This window comes from Candidatus Poriferisodalis multihospitum (genome assembly GCF_028283155.1).
Classification (GTDB): domain Bacteria; phylum Actinomycetota; class Acidimicrobiia; order Acidimicrobiales; family Poriferisodalaceae; genus Poriferisodalis; species Poriferisodalis multihospitum.
Genome location: NZ_JAPYOK010000122.1, coordinates 1 through 16,842 on the forward strand (window position 1 = coordinate 1; position 16,842 = coordinate 16,842).

A 16,842-nucleotide genomic window follows, 5' to 3' on the forward strand; every position below is an offset into this window, starting at 1 on the left:
CAACGAGCCGCCGCCGACCGCGCTGCCGCCCGCCCCGACCCCGGCCTCGCGGCCGGACTCGCCGGCGCACGACACCGCGAGAACCACCGCGAGCACCGCAGCGGCCATCCAGCCGCGTCCCGGCCGCGCCCAACGCTGTCTGAACATGTTCGCGAATCTACGGCACCGGTCGGCGGCGCTCCTTCAGGCTGTGAAGCGCCTTGCCGCGCTGTCGAAAAAGGCATCGGGAACGCGGCAGCGTCGCGTACGAAGGCCGCTCGTCAAGCAGACGCCTGAGCCTCAAGTTCCGACGTGCTGCATCAGCCGAGGGGCCGGCCGAAGGGCAGCTCGTCCTGCCATGTCTGCAGGAAGGCCTCGGCCCGGTAGCAGGCGGCCATGAACGGGCCGTCGTCATGGGCGGCGGTCTCGGACATGACAGCGTTCACGGTGTCCGCGGTAGCCGAACGCAGGTCGTTGTGGGTGAGCACCGCGTCGGCCCACCAGCCCAGCGCCGGTCCCACCGCTGCGACAAAGTCAGCCGCGACCGGCGTGCCGGCCGCCCGCAGCACGGCCAGCGCTTTGGATGAGACGGCTGCCGCGGAGAACGCCACGACGGGTGTGGCGCCCGCCATTGACGCGCCGTCGCCTGACATCGCGCCCGGTTTCGAGCCGCAGAACAGCACGTCGACGTCGTCCCTCCAGACCGTCCACGGCTTGGCAGGCTCGCCGTCAGTCGACAGCGCCGCCACACACATCTCGCCGTCCGCCAGCCAGGCCTCCACGAGCACCGCCGGGTCGAGCCGGCCGCCGTCACCCGGAGCGTCAGCGCAGCCTTTGGCGGTGCCGACTCGGGCGATCGCGGCCCCGGCCGCCGCAGCTTCACGCGCAATGCCGACGCCGGCGGGTCCGAACCCCTCGATGGCGACGCGCTTGCCGTCGAGGCCGCCGAGCAGGCTGGCTGCCGCTGCCGCGGCGCCGACGCCGATGAGCTCGTCGTTGAACGAGATGCCATCGCGGTCGTCGTTGCCGATCAGATTGCGCTGATCATGAGCCAGCACCGGTGCGAGCAGCTCGGCGTTCAGCCGCAGACCCGGGCTGGTCGAGAGCCGACCCGAGCTGAAGTCGTCGGCGAGTTCGTCTGCCAGGGCCTCGACTGCAGCAGCAGCCTCGGACGGGTCGGACTTCAGGCCGATGCCGGCACCGCTGCGCTGCTGTTCGAGCGTGGCGAACACATAGGTGACATGCCGGACCAGCATCGTCGCGTTGCCGGGAATGAGCCGGCTGCCGAGGCGGGCCTCCCCGACGTAGTGTTGGGCGCCGGGCAGGTCATAGATGACGAAGCCGGGCGTCGATTCGAGCTTGCGGGTCTCCACCGGCCAAGTCTGCCACCGGCCGCCCGGCACGCCCCGGGCATGGCTGCAGGGTTACGTCGGGAGAGGTCGGCGCCGTGCCTAGCCTTGACGGCGGTGCGACGACTGGCGATGTGTCTGTGTGCAGTGCTGCTGGCTGCCGCATGCGGTGGAGACGATGCGTCGGAACCCGTTGTGACCGACGCCGCTGCTGCAACTACGACACCGAGCGGTGCTGCACCCGACCGGACGCAGGTCTCCGGCACGGCATTGCCGCAATTCGAGCAACTGGAAGACGATCCGGCCGTCGGCCGGCAGGCGCCCTTGGTTGTCGGCGCCGATCTGCTCACCGGTGCCGAGGTTCGCATCGAGAGCCAGGGGCGCCCGATGGTGGTGGCCTTCTACGCCCACTGGTGCCCGCATTGCCAGAACGAGGTCGAGGACCTCACCGGCTGGCTGGAGGCGAACGAGCTGCCCTCTGGCGTGGACTTCTACGCGGTGTCGGTCCTCGAAGACGCCACACGCGGCAACCATCCGCCGGAGAAATGGCTGCGTGACGAGGGCTGGCAGTACCCCGTCGTGGCTGACACGCCGGCGATGTCGGTCGTTGACGCCTTCGGCCTGGTGTCGGTGCCGTACCTCGTTGCCGTCGATGCGGACAACGAGGTGGTGCTGCGCTTCGCGGGCAATGTCGGCCCCGCGGAACTGGCGGCTTTCTTCACCGCGCTGCTCGAACCAACCTCGTAGAGAGTCCTGCTGTCTCCACAACGGGCGCACTAACGCGCGCATCCACCGGTGAGGCTGCCACCCTTGACGTATGGCCGAGGGCGATTCCGCGCCGCGCCGCGCCCCGAGACGCACCAGCACTGCGACTCGGCGCGTCGTCGCCGGGACCGCGCGCGGGCGATCTGCCGGCCGTGCACTGCTTCGCCCGGTGGTACGGCTGCACCCGCTGGGGTTTCTGCGGGGTCTGCTCGGCCCCGACGTCACCGGTGCTCGCCAGAGCCTCTCGGCGCTCGCCGTCAGCAGCCTGACGGCCACTGCAGCCGGCGTGCTGCTAGCGGCCGTCACCGGAACGCTCGAGCGACTGCCGGGCCTGCTGGTGCTGGTTCCGGCTGCCATCGGCATGCGGGGCGACATCTTCGGCGCCCTCGGCAGCCGTCTCGCCACGACCATTCACGCTGGCACCTTTCGGGCCACGGCCCGTCGCGACACGATCGTGGGCCAGAACGTCATTGCTGCAGCAGTGCTGACCTTGGTGACTGCGGTGGCGCTGGGTGTGATGACCAAAGTGCTGGCCCCGGTGTTCGGGCTTGCCGGCATCATCGGCGTCACCGATCTCATCGTGGTGTCGGTCGTCGGGGCCGAGCTGGCCTCGGTGGTCGTGCTGGTGGTGACGCTCGGACTCGCGACCATTTCCACCCGGCGCGGCTGGGACCTCGACAACGTCAGCGCGCCCCTCATCTCGGCAGTCGGCGATGTTGTCACGCTTCCGGCCCTGTTCCTGGCGAGCTATCTCGTGGGCATCACCGCGCTCACACCGCTCATTGCGGTCGCCAGCATCATCGGGGCGGTGGCTGCGACGGCCTGGGCGTGGCGGTCGGGACTGGAGCAGCTCTGGCAGATCGTGCGCGAGTCGATGCCCGTGCTGTTCGTCGGCGGTTTCGTGCTCATCATCGCCGGTGTCGTGATCGAGCACCGCCTCGAGGACTTCATCGACAAGCGCGCCGTGCTCATCCTGGTGCCTGCCTGCCTGGCAGCCGCCGGCGCCATCGGCGGCATCCTGTCGAGCCGGCTGTCGAGCAAGCTGCATCTGGGTGTCATCGAACCGCGGGCGTTGCCGCAGCGGGGTGCTCGCCTGGACATCCTGTTTGCCTTCACACTGACCGTTCCGGTGTTCATGCTGAACGGCCTGCTTGCACATGCCTTTGCCACGGCGTTCTCGATGTCGACGCCGGGCCTGCTCCGGCTGGCCGCGATCTCGCTGATCGGCGGCATGATCGCGACGGTCTTGGCGGGAGCCATCGCTTACTACGGAACGGTGGTCGCGACCCGGGTCGGCGTTGACCCCGATACCTACGGCATCCCACTGGTGAACAGCACCGTCGACCTGGCCGGTGCCGCCGCGCTGGTGCTCGCCGTGAACTGGGTGGGCCTGTCATGACGGGCCTGATGCGATCGCCTGTCGTGAAATCCATCTTCGCCACTCCGTCGCTGTGCCTACGCTTGGCGCAGCGGCGTCATCATGTCCCCGAGCCGACCAATTCAGACCAGCGGCGAGCCCGTCGCGTCGCTCGCTGACGATGTGCAATGCGATCAGATCCTGAAGACAAACCTCGAAATCTGAAATCCATGCTCTCCGAGGCCAAGGACGCCTCCGAGCTCATGGTCGATCTGGCCTACGCCGCGCTCTATTTCGACGACGAGGGCATGGCCGATGCCGTTCTGGGCCTCGAGGAGGACATGTCCGCCCTCGTGCACGAGATGCGATCGCTGGCGATGCTGGCTGTGCGGCACCCGCGCGAGGTCGACGGCATGAGCTCGGTGCTTCAGGTGGTGTCGTCGATCGAGCAGATCGCCAATGCAGCGGTCGACATCTCCAAGATCGTGTTGCATCACTTGGGAATCCCCCGGGCGCTCATCGTGGACCTGGCGCAGGCAGCCGAGGTTTCGCATCGGCTGGTCGTGGCGGAAGGCAGTCACCTGGCCAACCGGCCGCTGCGAGACATGGAGCTGCCCGTGGCGGTCGGCATGCGCGTCGTCGCCATCCAGCGAGGCCGCCACTGGCTCACTGACGTCGGCGGCGACAGCATTGTGGAGCCGGGCGACGTGCTGTTCATGCGCGGCGATCCCGCAGGCATCGTGCGGTTGCGCGAACTGGCGGCCATGGAGCGCTGGAACCCGCCTGAACCCGACGAGGCGCAGGCGCCGAGCGACCTCGACCGAGCGGTCGACACGCTGGTCGAGATGAAGAACCTGTCGGAGGCGGCCATCGGGTTGGCCTATTCCGCACTCGTTTTGCATGACCTGTCGCTCGCTCGCGAGGTGCGGTCGATGCAGGAACGGCTCGACGGCATGAAGGTGTCCATGCAGACATGGGTGCTGCGCGCTGCGGCAGAGGCCGACACGGCAGGGACCGATCCGGCGGGGCTGCGTGGTCTGCTGCACGTCGCCGAGGCTGCCGAGGACATCGGCGACCAGGCTCGCAACATCACCTCGCTCGTGCTCGAGGATGAGGACATTCACCCCGTGCTCGCGCTCGCGCTCGGCGACACCGACGATGTCGTCGTGCAGGTGCCGGTGGCGCCCGGTTCACAGGCCGACGACTCGACACTCGGGTCACTGGGGCTGGCCGTGGATCCCGGCTATCACGTGCTGGCCATCCGCCGCGCCGCCAGCTACATCTACAACCCGCCCCGTACCGTGCGGCTGTGGGTGGGCGACGAGCTGCTGGCATCGGGTCCGGAGGAGGGCCGTGACCGCCTCGCTGCTATCTGCGGCTACTCCATGGACATCGACGAGGAAACCGGACACGTCGAGCTGACACCGGTCGCTTGACCGCCGAGGCTGTGATCGGAGTCACCGGACGGTCGGCCAGCACAGTGCTGACACCGGTCGCTTGACCGCCGAGGCTGTGATCGGAGTCACCGGACGGTCGGCCAGCACAGTGCTGACGCCGATAGCTTGACCGCCGATGTCGCAGGACACGGGACTGTCAATTCTCGCGGTTCACGCTCACCCCGACGATGAAGCGTCGAAGGGGGCAGGCACTGTCCGCCGGTATGCCGACGAGGGCATCCGCACCACGCTCGTGTGCTGCACCGGCGGCGAGGAGGGCGACATCCTCAACCCGGCAATGGACCGGCCCGAGGTGAAGGAGAACCTCGCCGAAGTCCGCCGTGCCGAGCTGGACGCGTCCGCGGTCGAGATCGGCTACGACGAAGTCGTCATGCTGGGCTATCGCGACTCGGGCATGCCCGATACCGAAGCCAACGCCCACCCCGACGCCTTCGCCAATGCCGATCTCGACGAAGCGGTCGCCAGGCTCGTGACCGTGATCCGCCGGGTGCGCCCGCAGGTCATCCTGACCTACCCGCTGGTGCAGTCGCGCTACCCCCATCCCGATCATCTGCAGGTCACGGCCATCTGCATTCCGGCCTTCGCCCACGCCGGTGAACCGGCCTGGCGCCCCGAGTGCGGCCCTGCGTTCACGCCGATGAAGATGTATGCACCGGTGTGGTCGCACAAGCGCATGAGGCTGATCCACCAGGCCTTCTTGGATCTCGGGCTTGAGTCGCCGTTCGACGAGAAGTGGCTGGGGCGACCCAGCCGGGACGACCGCATCACTGCGGTCATCGAGGTGAACAACGCGGTCCGGCGCAAGGCGCTGCTGGCCCATGCCACCCAAGTCGATCCGGACTCGCCGTTCTGGTTCGGCCTGCCCGACGATGTCGCCGACTCGATCCATCCCTACGAGGAGTACATGCTGCTCGAGTCGCGCATCGCGACCGAGCCGATGGAGCATGACCTCTTCGCAGGGCTGCGCCCATGAGCTTTCTCGACGACGAGTTCCTGGCGGCGTGGGCCGAGGCTGGCCACCAACCCCTGGGGAACGTGTCGGGCACCGTCGTGATGAAGACCGCTGGCGGTCCCGACGGCAAAGTCGCCGCGAGCTTGATCTTCGAGGTCGGCGTGCTGACATCTGCGTCTGCGGGGACTACCCGGGGTGCTGATCTGACCCTGGAGGCCCCGTGGCAGCTCGCCGCCGACGTGGTCCGCGGCGATGCCGATCCCGCCCGCTACTACATGGCTGGCGATCTCAAAGTCTCCGGCGACATGGCGCTCTGGCTGGAGCTGCTGCCGGCCTGGTGCGCTGCGGGTTCGCTGGGCACGCCGGGCTGAACAGGGCCGGGTTCGCTCAGCCGGTGCTGGATCGCTGCAGCTGCCGCAGCGTTCGATAACCCACCAGACGTATCTCGCTGCGCTCGATATGGGCACGCAGCTCAGCGTTGTCACGCAGGTGGAGCAGGTCCTCTACGCGTGATCCCCATTGGGCGGTCAGCGATCGCAGCTCCGGCAGGTCAGCCGCTGGCTGGAGCTGCAGTTCGGTCACTCCCGGTTCGAGCGAGTCGAGCAGCGCTTCGATGCGCCGGTACCGCCCCATGGCCCCGGGCGCGATGCGGACAACCCGATCCGGCGTCACAACGCCCTCGGAACCGAGCAGATCCTCAGCGGGGAATCCGAGCTGACGCCGGGCGTCGCTGGAGATGAGCCGCACCGGCAACCCGAATTCCACTGCGAGCTCCAGGTACACGTCGAAGAACTCGGGGCGCACGCTGAGCACGTCGAGGTGACTGTCGAGGTGCGTGACGTCGAAGCCCCACAGGATTGCCCGCTCGATCTGTGCCCGGCATTCCCGCCGGACCTCGTCGACGTCGGCATGGTCCCACACATCTCCCACCGTGCTGGGCATCCCGCCGTTGCCGTCGAGCAGCGATGGGCCGTAGGTGATCGGCCCCCACCGGTAGAGCTCGAACTCGGCGTTCAGCGTGAGCGCAACCCCGATGTCCTCGCCCCGGAATCTCGCTGCTGCCTCGCGTGACCACGGGCACGGCACGAGCAGCGTTCCTGTGGTTGCCAAGCCGTCTCGCAGCGCGGCGTAGACGCCTTCGTTCATCGCGTGACAGCCGCCGAGTCCGGCCGCGCTGATGATCAGCAGTCTGTCGTCGGGGCCGTATCCGAGCCGCTGGGACAGCGGTGCCACACCGACACGCTAATGGGCACCTTCGAGTTGCCGGTTCGGCCCGCCGCAGTCGGCCCAGATTCCTCTGCCGGCGGCGCGAGCGTCGGCTTGGGCCTCGTCGAGCACGGCCTGGTGCTCCGTGTTCGGCTCGAAGTGCATGGTGCCGGCGTAGCCGTCGAGCACGAGGTAGCGATTCACGAACAGGCCATCGTCGGCCCGGTACACGTACGCCAGCAGTCGGTCATAGCGGTCATAGAGCTCAGCGTCGCGCTGCAGCAGCACCGCAGTGCCGGGCGGGAGCAGCTCGGCCGTCCGCCGGGTGGCAGCATCGCCGCCGCACTCGGCGGGCAGGTAGCCGCCGGTCTTCTCCGGAGTGTCGATGCCGAGAAACCTCACCGTCGTCCGGCGCCCGCCGAGGTCGACGTCCATTGTGTCACCGTCGATCACTGCCAGCACGACAGCGTTCGGCTCCAACGCCGCCGCCGCGGATTCCGATTCCGAAGAGTCTGCGGTCGCACTGCCATCGGCCGCCGCCTCCGTGCCGGAAGGCGTAACTGTCGCTTCGTCAGATGGGCCGAAGTACTGCCAACCGGCCCAAGCCGCCGCACATGCTGCGGCGAAGGCGCCGAGGGAAGCTGTTCGGCGCCTGATCAGAGCCGCTCGATGATGGTGCCCGTGCCCAGCCCGCCGCCGCAGCACATGGTGATGAGGGCCGTGTTCTTGTCGGCCCGGTGCAGCTCGTGCACCGCCTTGGTCAGCAGGATCGCACCGGTGCCGCCCAGCGGATGACCCAGCGCGATCGCGCCCCCGTTGGGGTTGACCCCGTCCATGTCGGGGTTCACCTCGCGCTGCCAAGCGAGGACGACCGATGCGAATGCCTCGTTGATCTCGACGATGTCGATGTCGGACATCTGCATGCCATTGCGCTCGAGCAGGTAGTTCGTGGCCTCGATCGGGCCGGTCAGCATCAGCACCGGGTCGCTGCCGACCAGGCAGGTGTCGACGATGCGGGCGAGGGGGCGCAGGCCCAGCTCGCTGGCACGGCCGGCCCGCATGAGCAGAACCGCTCCCGATCCATCGCTGATCTGCGACGAGCTGCCCGCGGTGTGCACGCCGCCGTCCATCACCGGCGAGATCCCGGCAAGGCCTTCCGCCGTGGTGGGCCGGATGCCGCCGTCGCGCACGACGTGGCGGATCTCGTCGGTGGGCTTGCCGTCTTCGTCGAGCACCGGCGCGTCGATCTCGACGATCTGTGTGGCGAAACGGTCTTCGGTCCACGCCCGGGCGGCGTTGCTCTGGCTTCGCAGGCCGTAGGCATCGCATTCTTCACGGCTGATGCCCCACTGCTTGGCCATGAGCTCGGCGCCTTGGAACTGGGTTGTGTACTCGTAGTGCTCCTTGTAACGGGATGTGGCCGTGCGCTGGCCCTTCTTGTAGCTCGATCCCATCGGATTGCGCGTCATCGACTCGACGCCGCACCCGATGGCCGAGTCGACCACGCCGCTTCGCACGAGGCCGTACGCCAGCGTGGTGGCCTGCTGGCTCGAACCGCACTGTGCGTCGACGGTGGTGGCCGCAACCGACAGGGGATAACCCGCGCCGAGCCATGCAGTGCGCGCGATGTTGGCTGTCTGCTCACCGGCTTGGCTGACGCAGCCGCCCACGATCTGGCCGATGCTGGCCGGGTCGACCTGGGTGCGCTCCATCAATGAGGTCAGCACGTCGCTCAGGAGATCGGACGGATGGATGCCGCTCAGGTCGCCGCCGCGCCGGCCGACGGGAGATCGGACGGCGTCGACAATGACGATGTCGTCGGGATGCTGGTTCACGGATGCGCTGCTCATGGCCGGCACTGTACTTGCGCCCTCGTACTGCCCGCCCAATGGATTGGCCGGCACTGGCCTGTTGCGGCTGGCATCAGGCGGCGTGGAGATCGATTTCGGGCGGACGTGCCGTGGCGGCCAGCGCCGCCCGCGCCCGAGCAACTCCCCGCAGGCCTTCCTGACGGGTAGCCCGGTTCAGCCGGTGGGGCATCCGGCTGGTTGACACCAGCCGGAGCTGAGGTGCGATATCAAGCTGTTCTGCCATGTGCCCAGTGTGATCGGGGGGTGTGACACGAATAGCCCCAGTGCGTTTCCGCCGCACTGCGAAGCCGCCTCACGGAATGGTCGCGCCTCCGCTCACTAGCCTGCGCGCCGTGACCGACAATCGACACGACTGGCGCTACGGCATCACGGTTCCCTTTGATGATCCCCTGCATGCCCAGGCCGACCTCTACCGCGAATTCGCAGATCTCGGCTACACCGAGTTCTGGAGCTCGGAGGCAGACGGCACCGACGGCTTCACCCCGCTGGTGCTGGCCAGCCAATGGGTGCCTGACGTGCGACTGGGCATCGCCATCATCCCGGCCTTCACCCGCGGCCCTGCGCTGCTGGCCCAGCAAACGGCAGCCATCTGCGAGGCTGCGCCCGGACGCTTCGCCATGGGCATCGGGGCATCGTCAAACGTCATCGTCGAACGCTGGAACGGCATCGGCTTCGACGAGCCCTTCAAGCGGACACGCGACACTGCCCGATTCCTGCGCCAAGCCCTCACCGGCGAGCGGATCAGCGAGACCTACGACACGTTCGACATTCAGGGTTTCCGCCTGGGCCGCCCACCGGAAACCCAGCCTCCAATCCTGCTGGCGGCACTGCGGCCCGGCATGCTGCGGCTCGCGGGCAGCGAGGGCGACGGCGCCATCATCAATTGGCTCTCGGCCGACGACGTGTCCACTGTCCGCCCCTACGTCGACGAGGGCGGCGCCGGCAAGGAAGTGGTGGCCCGCATATTCGTGTGCCCCAATCCCGACGCCGACACCGTCCGAGCCGGCTTCAAGCGGGCCGTTGCCGCCTATCTCAACGTCCCGGTGTATGCCGAATTCCATCGCTGGCTCGGACGCGGCGAATTGCTCGCCGCCATGTGGGAACGCTGGGCCGACGGCGATCGCCGCGGGGCGCTCGAGGTCATCGACGACGATCTGGTCGACGAACTGCTGGTACACGGCCCGCCGGAGGCATGCCGGGAGCACATCGACCGCTACCACGCGAACGGTGTCGACGTGTCGGCCATCTCGATCATGCCGTTCGGCGGCATCGACCCCGTCCAGGCGGCCCGCGACTTGTCACCGGCCGCTCGCGCTTAGCCGGCTGGAACGACCAGCAGGCGGGGCGCGTAACCTCCCGTGGACCGGCTAGCGCCAGCATCCACAGGAGCGAACATGGACCTCGAGACGATCATCTACGAAGTGCGCGACGGGGTGGCGCACGTACGGTTCAACCGACCGGAGGGCGCCAACGCCGTCAATCCGCAGTTCTCACGCGAGCTGCGGGCAGTGATGCTGGAGATCGAGTTCGATGATGCGGTCAAGGCGACGTCGGTCACCGCCGAAGGCCGGGTGTTCTCGGCAGGCGGCGATCTGAAGGAATTCCACGCCGCAGGCGACGGCCTGCCGCAGCTCGCATCGGACATGGTCATCGACCTCCATGCAGCAATCAACAAGATGAACCGCACACCGAAGCCGTTCGTTGCCGGCGTGGGCGGCAGCGTGGGCGGGGCCGGCATGTCGCTGGCAGCTTCATTCGATCTCGTGGTCGCGGGCGAGTCGGCGAAGTTCACCATGGCCTATACCCGCGCCGGCGTGACGCCCGATGGCACATCGTCCTACTTCCTGGCCCGCCACATCGGGCTTCGGCGGATGCTCGACCTGACCCTCACCAACCGCGTGCTGTCGGCGGAGGAGGCCGAGCAGTGGGGCTTGGTCAACCGGGTGGTTCCCGACGACGAGGTCGATTCGGCCACCGCCGAGTTGGCCCAGGCGCTGGCCGACGGCCCGGCGTGGGCGCTGGGCCACGCCAAGCGGGTGATCTACAACGGCATCGACTCCCCGCTTGAGCAGGCGGGCGAGTTCGAAGGCAAGACGATCACCGACGCCATGCTGACCCATGACGGCCGCGAGGGCATCGCCGCCTTCGTGGAGCGCCGCGCGCCGAACTTCACCGGAAACTGACGCGCCGCTCGGTGCGAGGGGCTGCAGCCCAGTCCTCACGGGGAACTTCGCCGAGGCGCTCGGCGCCGTTGCGAGCATCCTAGCGTCGAACGCTTGCGCGCACTAGACAAGGTGTGAGCGGCACCGACCGTGTCGCCGTTTGTGCATGAGGAGCACGAACCATGCCTCCCCAGGAGATCACCCCGGAGCCATTTCCGTGGCTGGACACCAGCCGGTATTCCTTCTCCCAGGGCATCGACGCCTCCGGTGCGGCGTGGCTGGCGGGGCAGACTGCGGGCGCGTACGACACAGAGTCCGGACGGGTCACGGTGCGCGGCGATGGTGCCGAGCAGGCCAGCGTGTGCTGGGCGAAAGTGGAGGCGGTGCTCGACGCGGCCGGGCGCGACATCAGCGAATGCTCCGAGGTAACCGAATACGTCACCGTCGCGGGCGCCCCTGAGCGAGACGCCATCGCGGGCGAACGTCCGCATGGCTTGGGCTCGGCTGTCGGTGGGGTCCGACCCTCGACGTTCGTCGTCGAATCGCTCGTGCGGCCCGAGGCGCTGGTGGAAGTAGAAGTCGTGGCCGGCCGGGTCGATGGGCTGGTGCACGTGCCCCAGGTGCTGCCCGTCGACGACGATGGCAACGCGGTGCTGCCGGGCGACTTCGTCGGTCAGTGCGAGTGGGCGCTCGAAGAAGCCGGCCGCCGCCTCGAATCTCACGGCATGGATCTGAGCAACGTCGTGAGGATCGTGCAGCAGACGACCGCGGCCACCCGCCGCCAGTACAACGAGACCGCGGAGGCACGCCGGCGGCTGCTCGCACCGCAGTTCCCGTCGTCGACGGGGTTGCTGATGCCCGAGCTGCCTCATCCCGAAGCCCTCGTGGCGCTCGATGTGTGGGCGTCGGCGCATCCCAAGACAGTCGTGCCGTACCTGGCTGAGGCCTACTCGTCGCTCACCTTCAGCCCAGCGGTAGAGGCCGGCGGGCTGCTGTTCATTTCCGGCACGACAGCGTTCAATCTCGGCACTGGCGAGACCGTCGCCGAGGGCGACATCGGCGGGCAGGCCGAATTCGTCTACGGCGAGATCGCCGCCATCTGCGAGATGGCCGGCACCTCCATTGACAACCTCGTCAAGACCGTCGAGTACGTGACGCCCGACGGCGTCGGCGACTACCGGGCCGTCGGAGAGGTGCGCCAGCGGGTGATGGGCCGACCGTTCCCCGCCTCTACTGGTGTCGTGGTGTCGGGGCTGCTCAGTCGCCGCTGGCTGATCGAGGTGGAAGCCGTCGCCTTGATGCCCTGAGAGGCAGAGCCGGGCGAACCAGAGCGGGAAACATGACGCAGTTGCTGACCCCTGAAGTGCGCGCCGCGCTCGGCACGACGGTGACGTACATGGCGCCCGAACCGCTCGGCCAGGCGTCCATTCGCTATTTCGCCCTGGCCATCGGTGCCGATCCGGGGCGTTGGCGGGACGAGGCGCCGCCGACGCTCATCTGCGAGACAGCGCAGCTCACCGGCCGCGCAGTGCCAGATGGGAATGCGTATCTCGGGCACGCTTGGGAGCTGCCGCTGCCGGTGCGATGCGCCATGTTCCGGGGAGGCAACGACTACCGGTTCGATCGGCCTGCCCGGTTCGACGATGTCATCTCCACGACGTGGACACTGACCGATGCGAGCGAGCGGCCCGACCGCGAGGGCCATCCGCTCCTGTTCGTCACTGCCGAGGCGGCATATTCCGCCGGCGGCGACCGGTTGGCGACGAATGCCGAGACGATGATCTTCCGCCCCCTCGAGGCCGCTCAGCCCGAGAGCGATCCGCCCGATGAGGAAGCAGAGGCGGACGCGGCACAAGGCTCCGCGGCAGCCGCCGTGCCGGCGACGCCAACCCCCGAGCCGGACGACCCGGCGACCACTGGTGCTGCCGAGTCTCTCGGTGCCCCTGCTGGCCCTGAACCGCTGCCTCGGGAGCGTCTGAGCCCGGGCCGGTCGCTCCGGCCGCTGCACCGGCGGATCGCCTTGGCAGACATGGTCGCGTACGGAGCCGCCACGTGGGACTGGCATCGCCTGCACTACGACGAGGCTCACGCCCGCCGGTTGGGCGCTCCGGCGCCGCTGGTAGACGGCCAGATGCTCGGCGCCTTGCTGGCGGAATGCGTCTTGCGCGCCGCCGGCCCTAGCGCCCGGCTGGTCCGGCTCGCGTACCGGAATCGCGCGCCGGTGCACGCCGGTGAGACGGTGACCTGCTCCGGCACGATCGCGACAGCCGACGATGCTGGATTCAGCGTCGACCTGTCAGTCTCGGTCGGCGACCGGCTTGTCGTCGCCCCAGCGTTCGCCCAGCTCGACTGGACCACCGGCTAGCCGCAAACGCCCAGGACCCTGCCGCCTCCACGGTCAAATGGGGTCGCGTCCGACAGGTCCCGAAGCGGGCTGAGACCTAGCATCGGGCGCCGAAGCAAGGAGATGCAGCGTGGATTTCTCCATGAGCGACGAGCAGGCGCTGATCGTCGAGACGGTTCGACGCTTCGTCGAGAGCGAGATCATCCCCCTGGAGGCCGACCTCGACCCTGATGCCGGCGAGCTGGAACCCGACGACGCTGCCCGGCTCACGCAGATGACTCGCGACATGGGCTTCTACGGGCTCGACATCCCGGCGGAGTACGGGGGACCGGGCCTCGACACCACCACCCGTGCGCTCATGGCCATCGAGATGTCCAAGCACCGCGCCGGGCTCTACAACCCCTGCTACGGCGTGTTCGGCGGGGCCGGGCTGATCGGGCGGATCGGACCCGGGGCGGGCCATCCGCACCCGGGGCTACAAGGACGGCGACGAGTGGGTGCTGAACGGCTCAAAGCTGTTCATCTCCGGTGCCGACAAGGCCGACTACGCGCTGCTGTTCGCCCGCACCTCCGACGACCCGGGGCGCAACGGCGTCACGGCGTTCATCGTCGACACCGACACGCCTGGGTTCAACGTTCGCCGGGTGGTGCACACGCTTCGCGCCACCCGCTATGCCACCGAGCTGGAGTTCACCGACATGCGGGTGCCCGAGAGTCACGTGCTCGGCGAGGTGAACGGCGGCTTCGGAATTGCCAACGACCGCCTGAGCCGCCAGCGCATCCCGTATGCAGCGGGCTGCTTGGGGCCGGCGATCATGGCGCAGGAGATGGCGATCGACTGGGCCCGCAGTCGAGAGACGTTCGGGTCGGCGCTGGCCGAGAAGCAGGCGGTCCAGTGGATGATCGTCGACAACGAGATCGACATCCGCCACGGTCGCTGGTGCGTGCTCGAGGCAGCTCAGAAGGCCGACCGCGGCGAGCGTTTCCGCACCGAAGCGGCTATGGCGAAGCTGGTGGCGTCCGAGGCCGCTGGGCGGGTAGTCGACCGTTGCATCCAGATCCACGGCGGCATCGGCGTCACGAAAGACCTGCCGCTGGAGCGCTGGTACCGGGAGCTGCGCATCCGACGCATCGGCGAGGGCCCCAGCGAGGTGCAGCGGCTGATCATGGCCCGCGACATCCTTGGCGGCAGTTTCAAGTAGGCGAGACACCGAACTCAGGAACTGTCACTGCCGAACCATCCATCGTGCAAGCGGGCGTAGATCCCTGACTCCATCAGGTCGAGCAATGCGAGATTGAGGCGCTCACGCAGCTCCGCGTTGTTCTCGTCGATCATCAGGCCGTAGCGGACGCGCCGGAAGTCTGATCCGACGGTGACAAAGTCACCGCCGCCTCGATGCGAGGCGTAGTAGTGCAGCACGGGCGCGTCGAACACCACCGCCTCGACATCTCCCTCTGACAGCAATTCGTACGCGGCGTCGATCTCATCGACGACGACCGGGCCGATGCCGATCGACGGGAGGTAGGTCTCCCCAGCGGAGTGCTTGACCGTGGCGACCCGCCGGCCGGACAGATCCGCCGGTCCGGAGATCTCCGACCGCAGCTCGTTCACGGCCAGCGACGATGCGATAGCTGCGGTGAAGCTGGCGAATACCAGTGTGCCCAAGGCGATCCACAGCAGTGCCAGCACTCGGCCACGGTTGCCGCGGGCCACCTTGTCGCCGTAACCGACCGTGCTCATGGTGACAACCGACCAGTAGAAGGAATCCCAGATCCCCTTGCGATACGGCACGGCGAAGTCGGGATTGTGACGGCGCTCGAGCAGCCAGATCAGATGGGCGGCAATGAGCACAGCCAACGCAAACACCCCGAGGAGCCACGGCAGGTCCGATGACGCGATTGCCGTGAAGAACGTCGCGATGCGGTCGCCGATGTTGCGGGAAGACTCGGCTGTAGTGAGGATGCTGAGACCCGAGTCGAGCACCGGCACCGAGAAGTCGATGTCTTGTTCGCGATGAGCTGTGACCGCCGTGCCGCCGAGACCGACATCGGCGACGCCGCGCTGGATGTCGTCGATCTGCTTGGCAACCGTGTCCACCGCGTAGATCTCGGCCTCCATGCCGAGGTCGGCTGCGAGCAGTTTGATCAGCTCCACCTCGAAGCCGCTGTAGCTGGCGTTCTCGTAGATCACGAACGGCGGCAGGGCACGGGCGGCCACGGAGAGCGTGCCGCCCACCGGCGCATCGTCGCCGTCCGACGACACTCCCACGGCAGCGGGATCGGCAGTACGGATCCACTCGTGCACCGTTGCCAGGTTGGCCTGAATCCACTCCGCGGCGTGGCGGCGGATATCGGCAGGGTCGCCGCCCTCGGTGATCATGCGGGCGTTCTGCGCGGAGATGTCCTCGAGCGGTATGACGACCTGCTCCAGCAGTGTCCGCACGGCCGGGTTGGCGTCGAGAAAGTGGGCGTTGGCGACGGCCCTGATGTCGTTGGGCGGCCAGCCGGTCTGGCATGGGTCGTTGGCGCAGCCGTCGATTCCCGCGACGAATGTGCGGTCGATCGCGGATGCTTGGTCGTCGGGCAGGGAGGGGAAGGGCGTCTCCAGCCACACCACGTCGACGCCGGGCACGAGCTCGCCGACGGTCCAGTTCGGCGTCCACGTGAAGTACAGCACCGGCTCGCCGGCTCGTTGGCGGGTGATGGTCTCGGCGATGAGCGGCGAGTAGTCGCCCTGGATTTGCTCGACAGTACCGGTGAGTCCGTACGCATCGAGATGGTGGTCGATGGTCTGTGCACACGACCAGCCGATGCTGCAGCCCACTAGGTCCGCTTTGCCGTCGCCGTCATGGTCGAACAGCGTGGCTACGGACGGATCGGCGAGATCTCCCAGATTGGTGATGCCGTAGGCGGCGGCAGTGCCGGAATCCACGAAATAGCCCTGCAGCGCACCGTCGTCGACGGCCGTGCCGACCACTTCCACCGCAGCGTCAGGGGCAATATGCACATCGTGCAGTGGGAACCAGCCGCTGGCCCAGAGGTCGACGTCGCCTGACGCGACAGCCTCATAGAACTCAGCGTTGTCCATGGTGATCGGGCCGTCCGCTCGGTAGCCGAGCCGCTCGAGCAGCAATCGAAGCACCTCCGCTTGGAACCAACCCGTGTCCCAGGTCGGACGCGCAATGTGCACCACTGGCCCGTCGGCGGTCGTCTGCGCCTGCACCGCTGGAGCTATTCCCATGAACGGTCCGGCAAGCAGCACCACCGTCGCCAGCCGTGCTGCGACCCGGCGCAGCCGGGTGCCGACGCAGCACCTCCGCGCTTGTGGGTCCTGCGGGATCGCTGATGGCCAAGAGTGGCGGCGGCACTCTTTCACGTGAACTACGTTAGGTCTCAGCCC

At 68.0% G+C, this 16,842-nt stretch carries 16 protein-coding genes and 1 pseudogene; 11 read left to right on the forward strand and 6 right to left on the reverse strand.

The window, feature by feature from the left end; all coding sequences use genetic code 11:
- Positions 1-299: 299 nt before the first annotated feature.
- Complete coding sequence (locus VI480_RS14975; RefSeq protein WP_323673663.1) at positions 300-1,352, reverse strand: hypothetical protein; 1,053 nt, start codon at positions 1,350-1,352, stop codon at positions 300-302.
- Between the two features lie 93 nt (positions 1,353-1,445).
- On the opposite strand from VI480_RS14975, the gene VI480_RS14980 reads away from it, so the two are divergent.
- The 5 genes from VI480_RS14980 (at position 1,446) to VI480_RS15000 (ending at position 6,230) form a co-directional block, all read left to right on the forward strand.
- On the forward strand, positions 1,446-2,075 hold the full coding sequence (locus VI480_RS14980; protein WP_323673664.1) for a TlpA disulfide reductase family protein: 630 nt from the start codon (positions 1,446-1,448) through the stop codon (positions 2,073-2,075).
- A gap of 187 nt (positions 2,076-2,262) precedes the next feature.
- Positions 2,263-3,492 (forward strand): magnesium transporter, encoded by a 1,230-nt coding sequence (locus tag VI480_RS14985; protein ID WP_323673665.1) that lies wholly within the window; start codon positions 2,263-2,265, stop codon positions 3,490-3,492.
- A 188-nt stretch (positions 3,493-3,680) separates the two neighbouring features.
- On the forward strand, positions 3,681-4,886 hold the full coding sequence (locus tag VI480_RS14990) for a potassium channel family protein (protein WP_323673666.1): 1,206 nt from the start codon (positions 3,681-3,683) through the stop codon (positions 4,884-4,886).
- A gap of 136 nt (positions 4,887-5,022) precedes the next feature.
- Positions 5,023-5,880 (forward strand): PIG-L family deacetylase, encoded by an 858-nt coding sequence (locus VI480_RS14995; protein ID WP_323673667.1) that lies wholly within the window; start codon positions 5,023-5,025, stop codon positions 5,878-5,880.
- The gene (locus VI480_RS15000) at positions 5,877-6,230 is read left to right on the forward strand and encodes an SCP2 sterol-binding domain-containing protein (RefSeq protein ID WP_323673668.1); all 354 of its coding nucleotides are present in this window, start codon (positions 5,877-5,879) and stop codon (positions 6,228-6,230) included. Before VI480_RS14995 ends, VI480_RS15000 begins: the two co-directional genes overlap by 4 nt.
- A gap of 16 nt (positions 6,231-6,246) precedes the next feature.
- Here VI480_RS15000 and VI480_RS15005 read toward each other — a convergent pair whose 3' ends face one another.
- From VI480_RS15005 to VI480_RS15020, 4 genes are all read right to left on the reverse strand, one after another.
- On the reverse strand, positions 6,247-7,092 hold the full coding sequence (locus tag VI480_RS15005; RefSeq protein ID WP_323673669.1) for a ChbG/HpnK family deacetylase: 846 nt from the start codon (positions 7,090-7,092) through the stop codon (positions 6,247-6,249).
- Between the two features lie 9 nt (positions 7,093-7,101).
- Positions 7,102-7,518, reverse strand: coding sequence for a thermonuclease family protein (locus VI480_RS15010; RefSeq protein WP_323673670.1), 417 nt, complete (start codon positions 7,516-7,518; stop codon positions 7,102-7,104).
- A 203-nt stretch (positions 7,519-7,721) separates the two neighbouring features.
- Positions 7,722-8,915: a steroid 3-ketoacyl-CoA thiolase gene (locus tag VI480_RS15015; protein WP_323673671.1), complete on the reverse strand. Its 1,194-nt coding sequence runs from the start codon at positions 8,913-8,915 to the stop codon at positions 7,722-7,724.
- A gap of 73 nt (positions 8,916-8,988) precedes the next feature.
- Complete coding sequence (locus VI480_RS15020; RefSeq protein ID WP_323673672.1) at positions 8,989-9,159, reverse strand: hypothetical protein; 171 nt, start codon at positions 9,157-9,159, stop codon at positions 8,989-8,991.
- A gap of 109 nt (positions 9,160-9,268) precedes the next feature.
- On the opposite strand from VI480_RS15020, the gene VI480_RS15025 reads away from it, so the two are divergent.
- From VI480_RS15025 to VI480_RS15050, 6 genes and pseudogenes are all read left to right on the forward strand, one after another.
- Positions 9,269-10,255 carry an LLM class F420-dependent oxidoreductase gene (locus VI480_RS15025; protein WP_323673673.1) on the forward strand — a complete coding sequence of 329 codons (987 nt, stop codon included), beginning with the start codon at positions 9,269-9,271 and terminating at the stop codon, positions 10,253-10,255.
- Between the two features lie 75 nt (positions 10,256-10,330).
- Positions 10,331-11,119 (forward strand): enoyl-CoA hydratase/isomerase family protein, encoded by a 789-nt coding sequence (locus VI480_RS15030; RefSeq protein WP_323673674.1) that lies wholly within the window; start codon positions 10,331-10,333, stop codon positions 11,117-11,119.
- A gap of 161 nt (positions 11,120-11,280) precedes the next feature.
- Positions 11,281-12,405, forward strand: coding sequence for a RidA family protein (locus tag VI480_RS15035; RefSeq protein ID WP_323673675.1), 1,125 nt, complete (start codon positions 11,281-11,283; stop codon positions 12,403-12,405).
- 32 nt (positions 12,406-12,437) lie between these two features.
- Positions 12,438-13,463, forward strand: coding sequence for a MaoC/PaaZ C-terminal domain-containing protein (locus tag VI480_RS15040; RefSeq protein WP_323673676.1), 1,026 nt, complete (start codon positions 12,438-12,440; stop codon positions 13,461-13,463).
- A 121-nt stretch (positions 13,464-13,584) separates the two neighbouring features.
- Positions 13,585-13,776, forward strand: a pseudogene (locus tag VI480_RS15725) (acyl-CoA dehydrogenase family protein); the annotation flags it as partial.
- 163 nt (positions 13,777-13,939) lie between these two features.
- Complete coding sequence (locus VI480_RS15050) at positions 13,940-14,644, forward strand: acyl-CoA dehydrogenase family protein (protein WP_323673678.1); 705 nt, start codon at positions 13,940-13,942, stop codon at positions 14,642-14,644.
- Between the two features lie 14 nt (positions 14,645-14,658).
- On the opposite strand, the gene proX is transcribed toward VI480_RS15050, so the two are convergent.
- Positions 14,659-16,707 (reverse strand): glycine betaine/L-proline ABC transporter substrate-binding protein ProX, encoded by a 2,049-nt coding sequence (proX, locus tag VI480_RS15055; protein WP_323673679.1) that lies wholly within the window; start codon positions 16,705-16,707, stop codon positions 14,659-14,661.
- Between the last annotated feature and the right edge of the window lie 135 nt (positions 16,708-16,842).

Coding starts and splice junctions, on each gene's coding strand:
- VI480_RS14990 (WP_323673666.1), top strand. CDS start 3,681: ATGCTCTCCGAGGCCAAGGACGCCTCCGAGCTCATGGTCGATCTGGCC.
- VI480_RS14995 (WP_323673667.1), top strand. CDS start 5,023: ATGTCGCAGGACACGGGACTGTCAATTCTCGCGGTTCACGCTCACCCC.
- VI480_RS15000 (WP_323673668.1), top strand. CDS start 5,877: ATGAGCTTTCTCGACGACGAGTTCCTGGCGGCGTGGGCCGAGGCTGGC.
- VI480_RS15015 (WP_323673671.1), bottom strand. CDS start 8,915: ATGAGCAGCGCATCCGTGAACCAGCATCCCGACGACATCGTCATTGTC.
- VI480_RS15020 (WP_323673672.1), bottom strand. CDS start 9,159: ATGGCAGAACAGCTTGATATCGCACCTCAGCTCCGGCTGGTGTCAACC.
- VI480_RS15030 (WP_323673674.1), top strand. CDS start 10,331: ATGGACCTCGAGACGATCATCTACGAAGTGCGCGACGGGGTGGCGCAC.
- VI480_RS15035 (WP_323673675.1), top strand. CDS start 11,281: ATGCCTCCCCAGGAGATCACCCCGGAGCCATTTCCGTGGCTGGACACC.
- VI480_RS15040 (WP_323673676.1), top strand. CDS start 12,438: ATGACGCAGTTGCTGACCCCTGAAGTGCGCGCCGCGCTCGGCACGACG.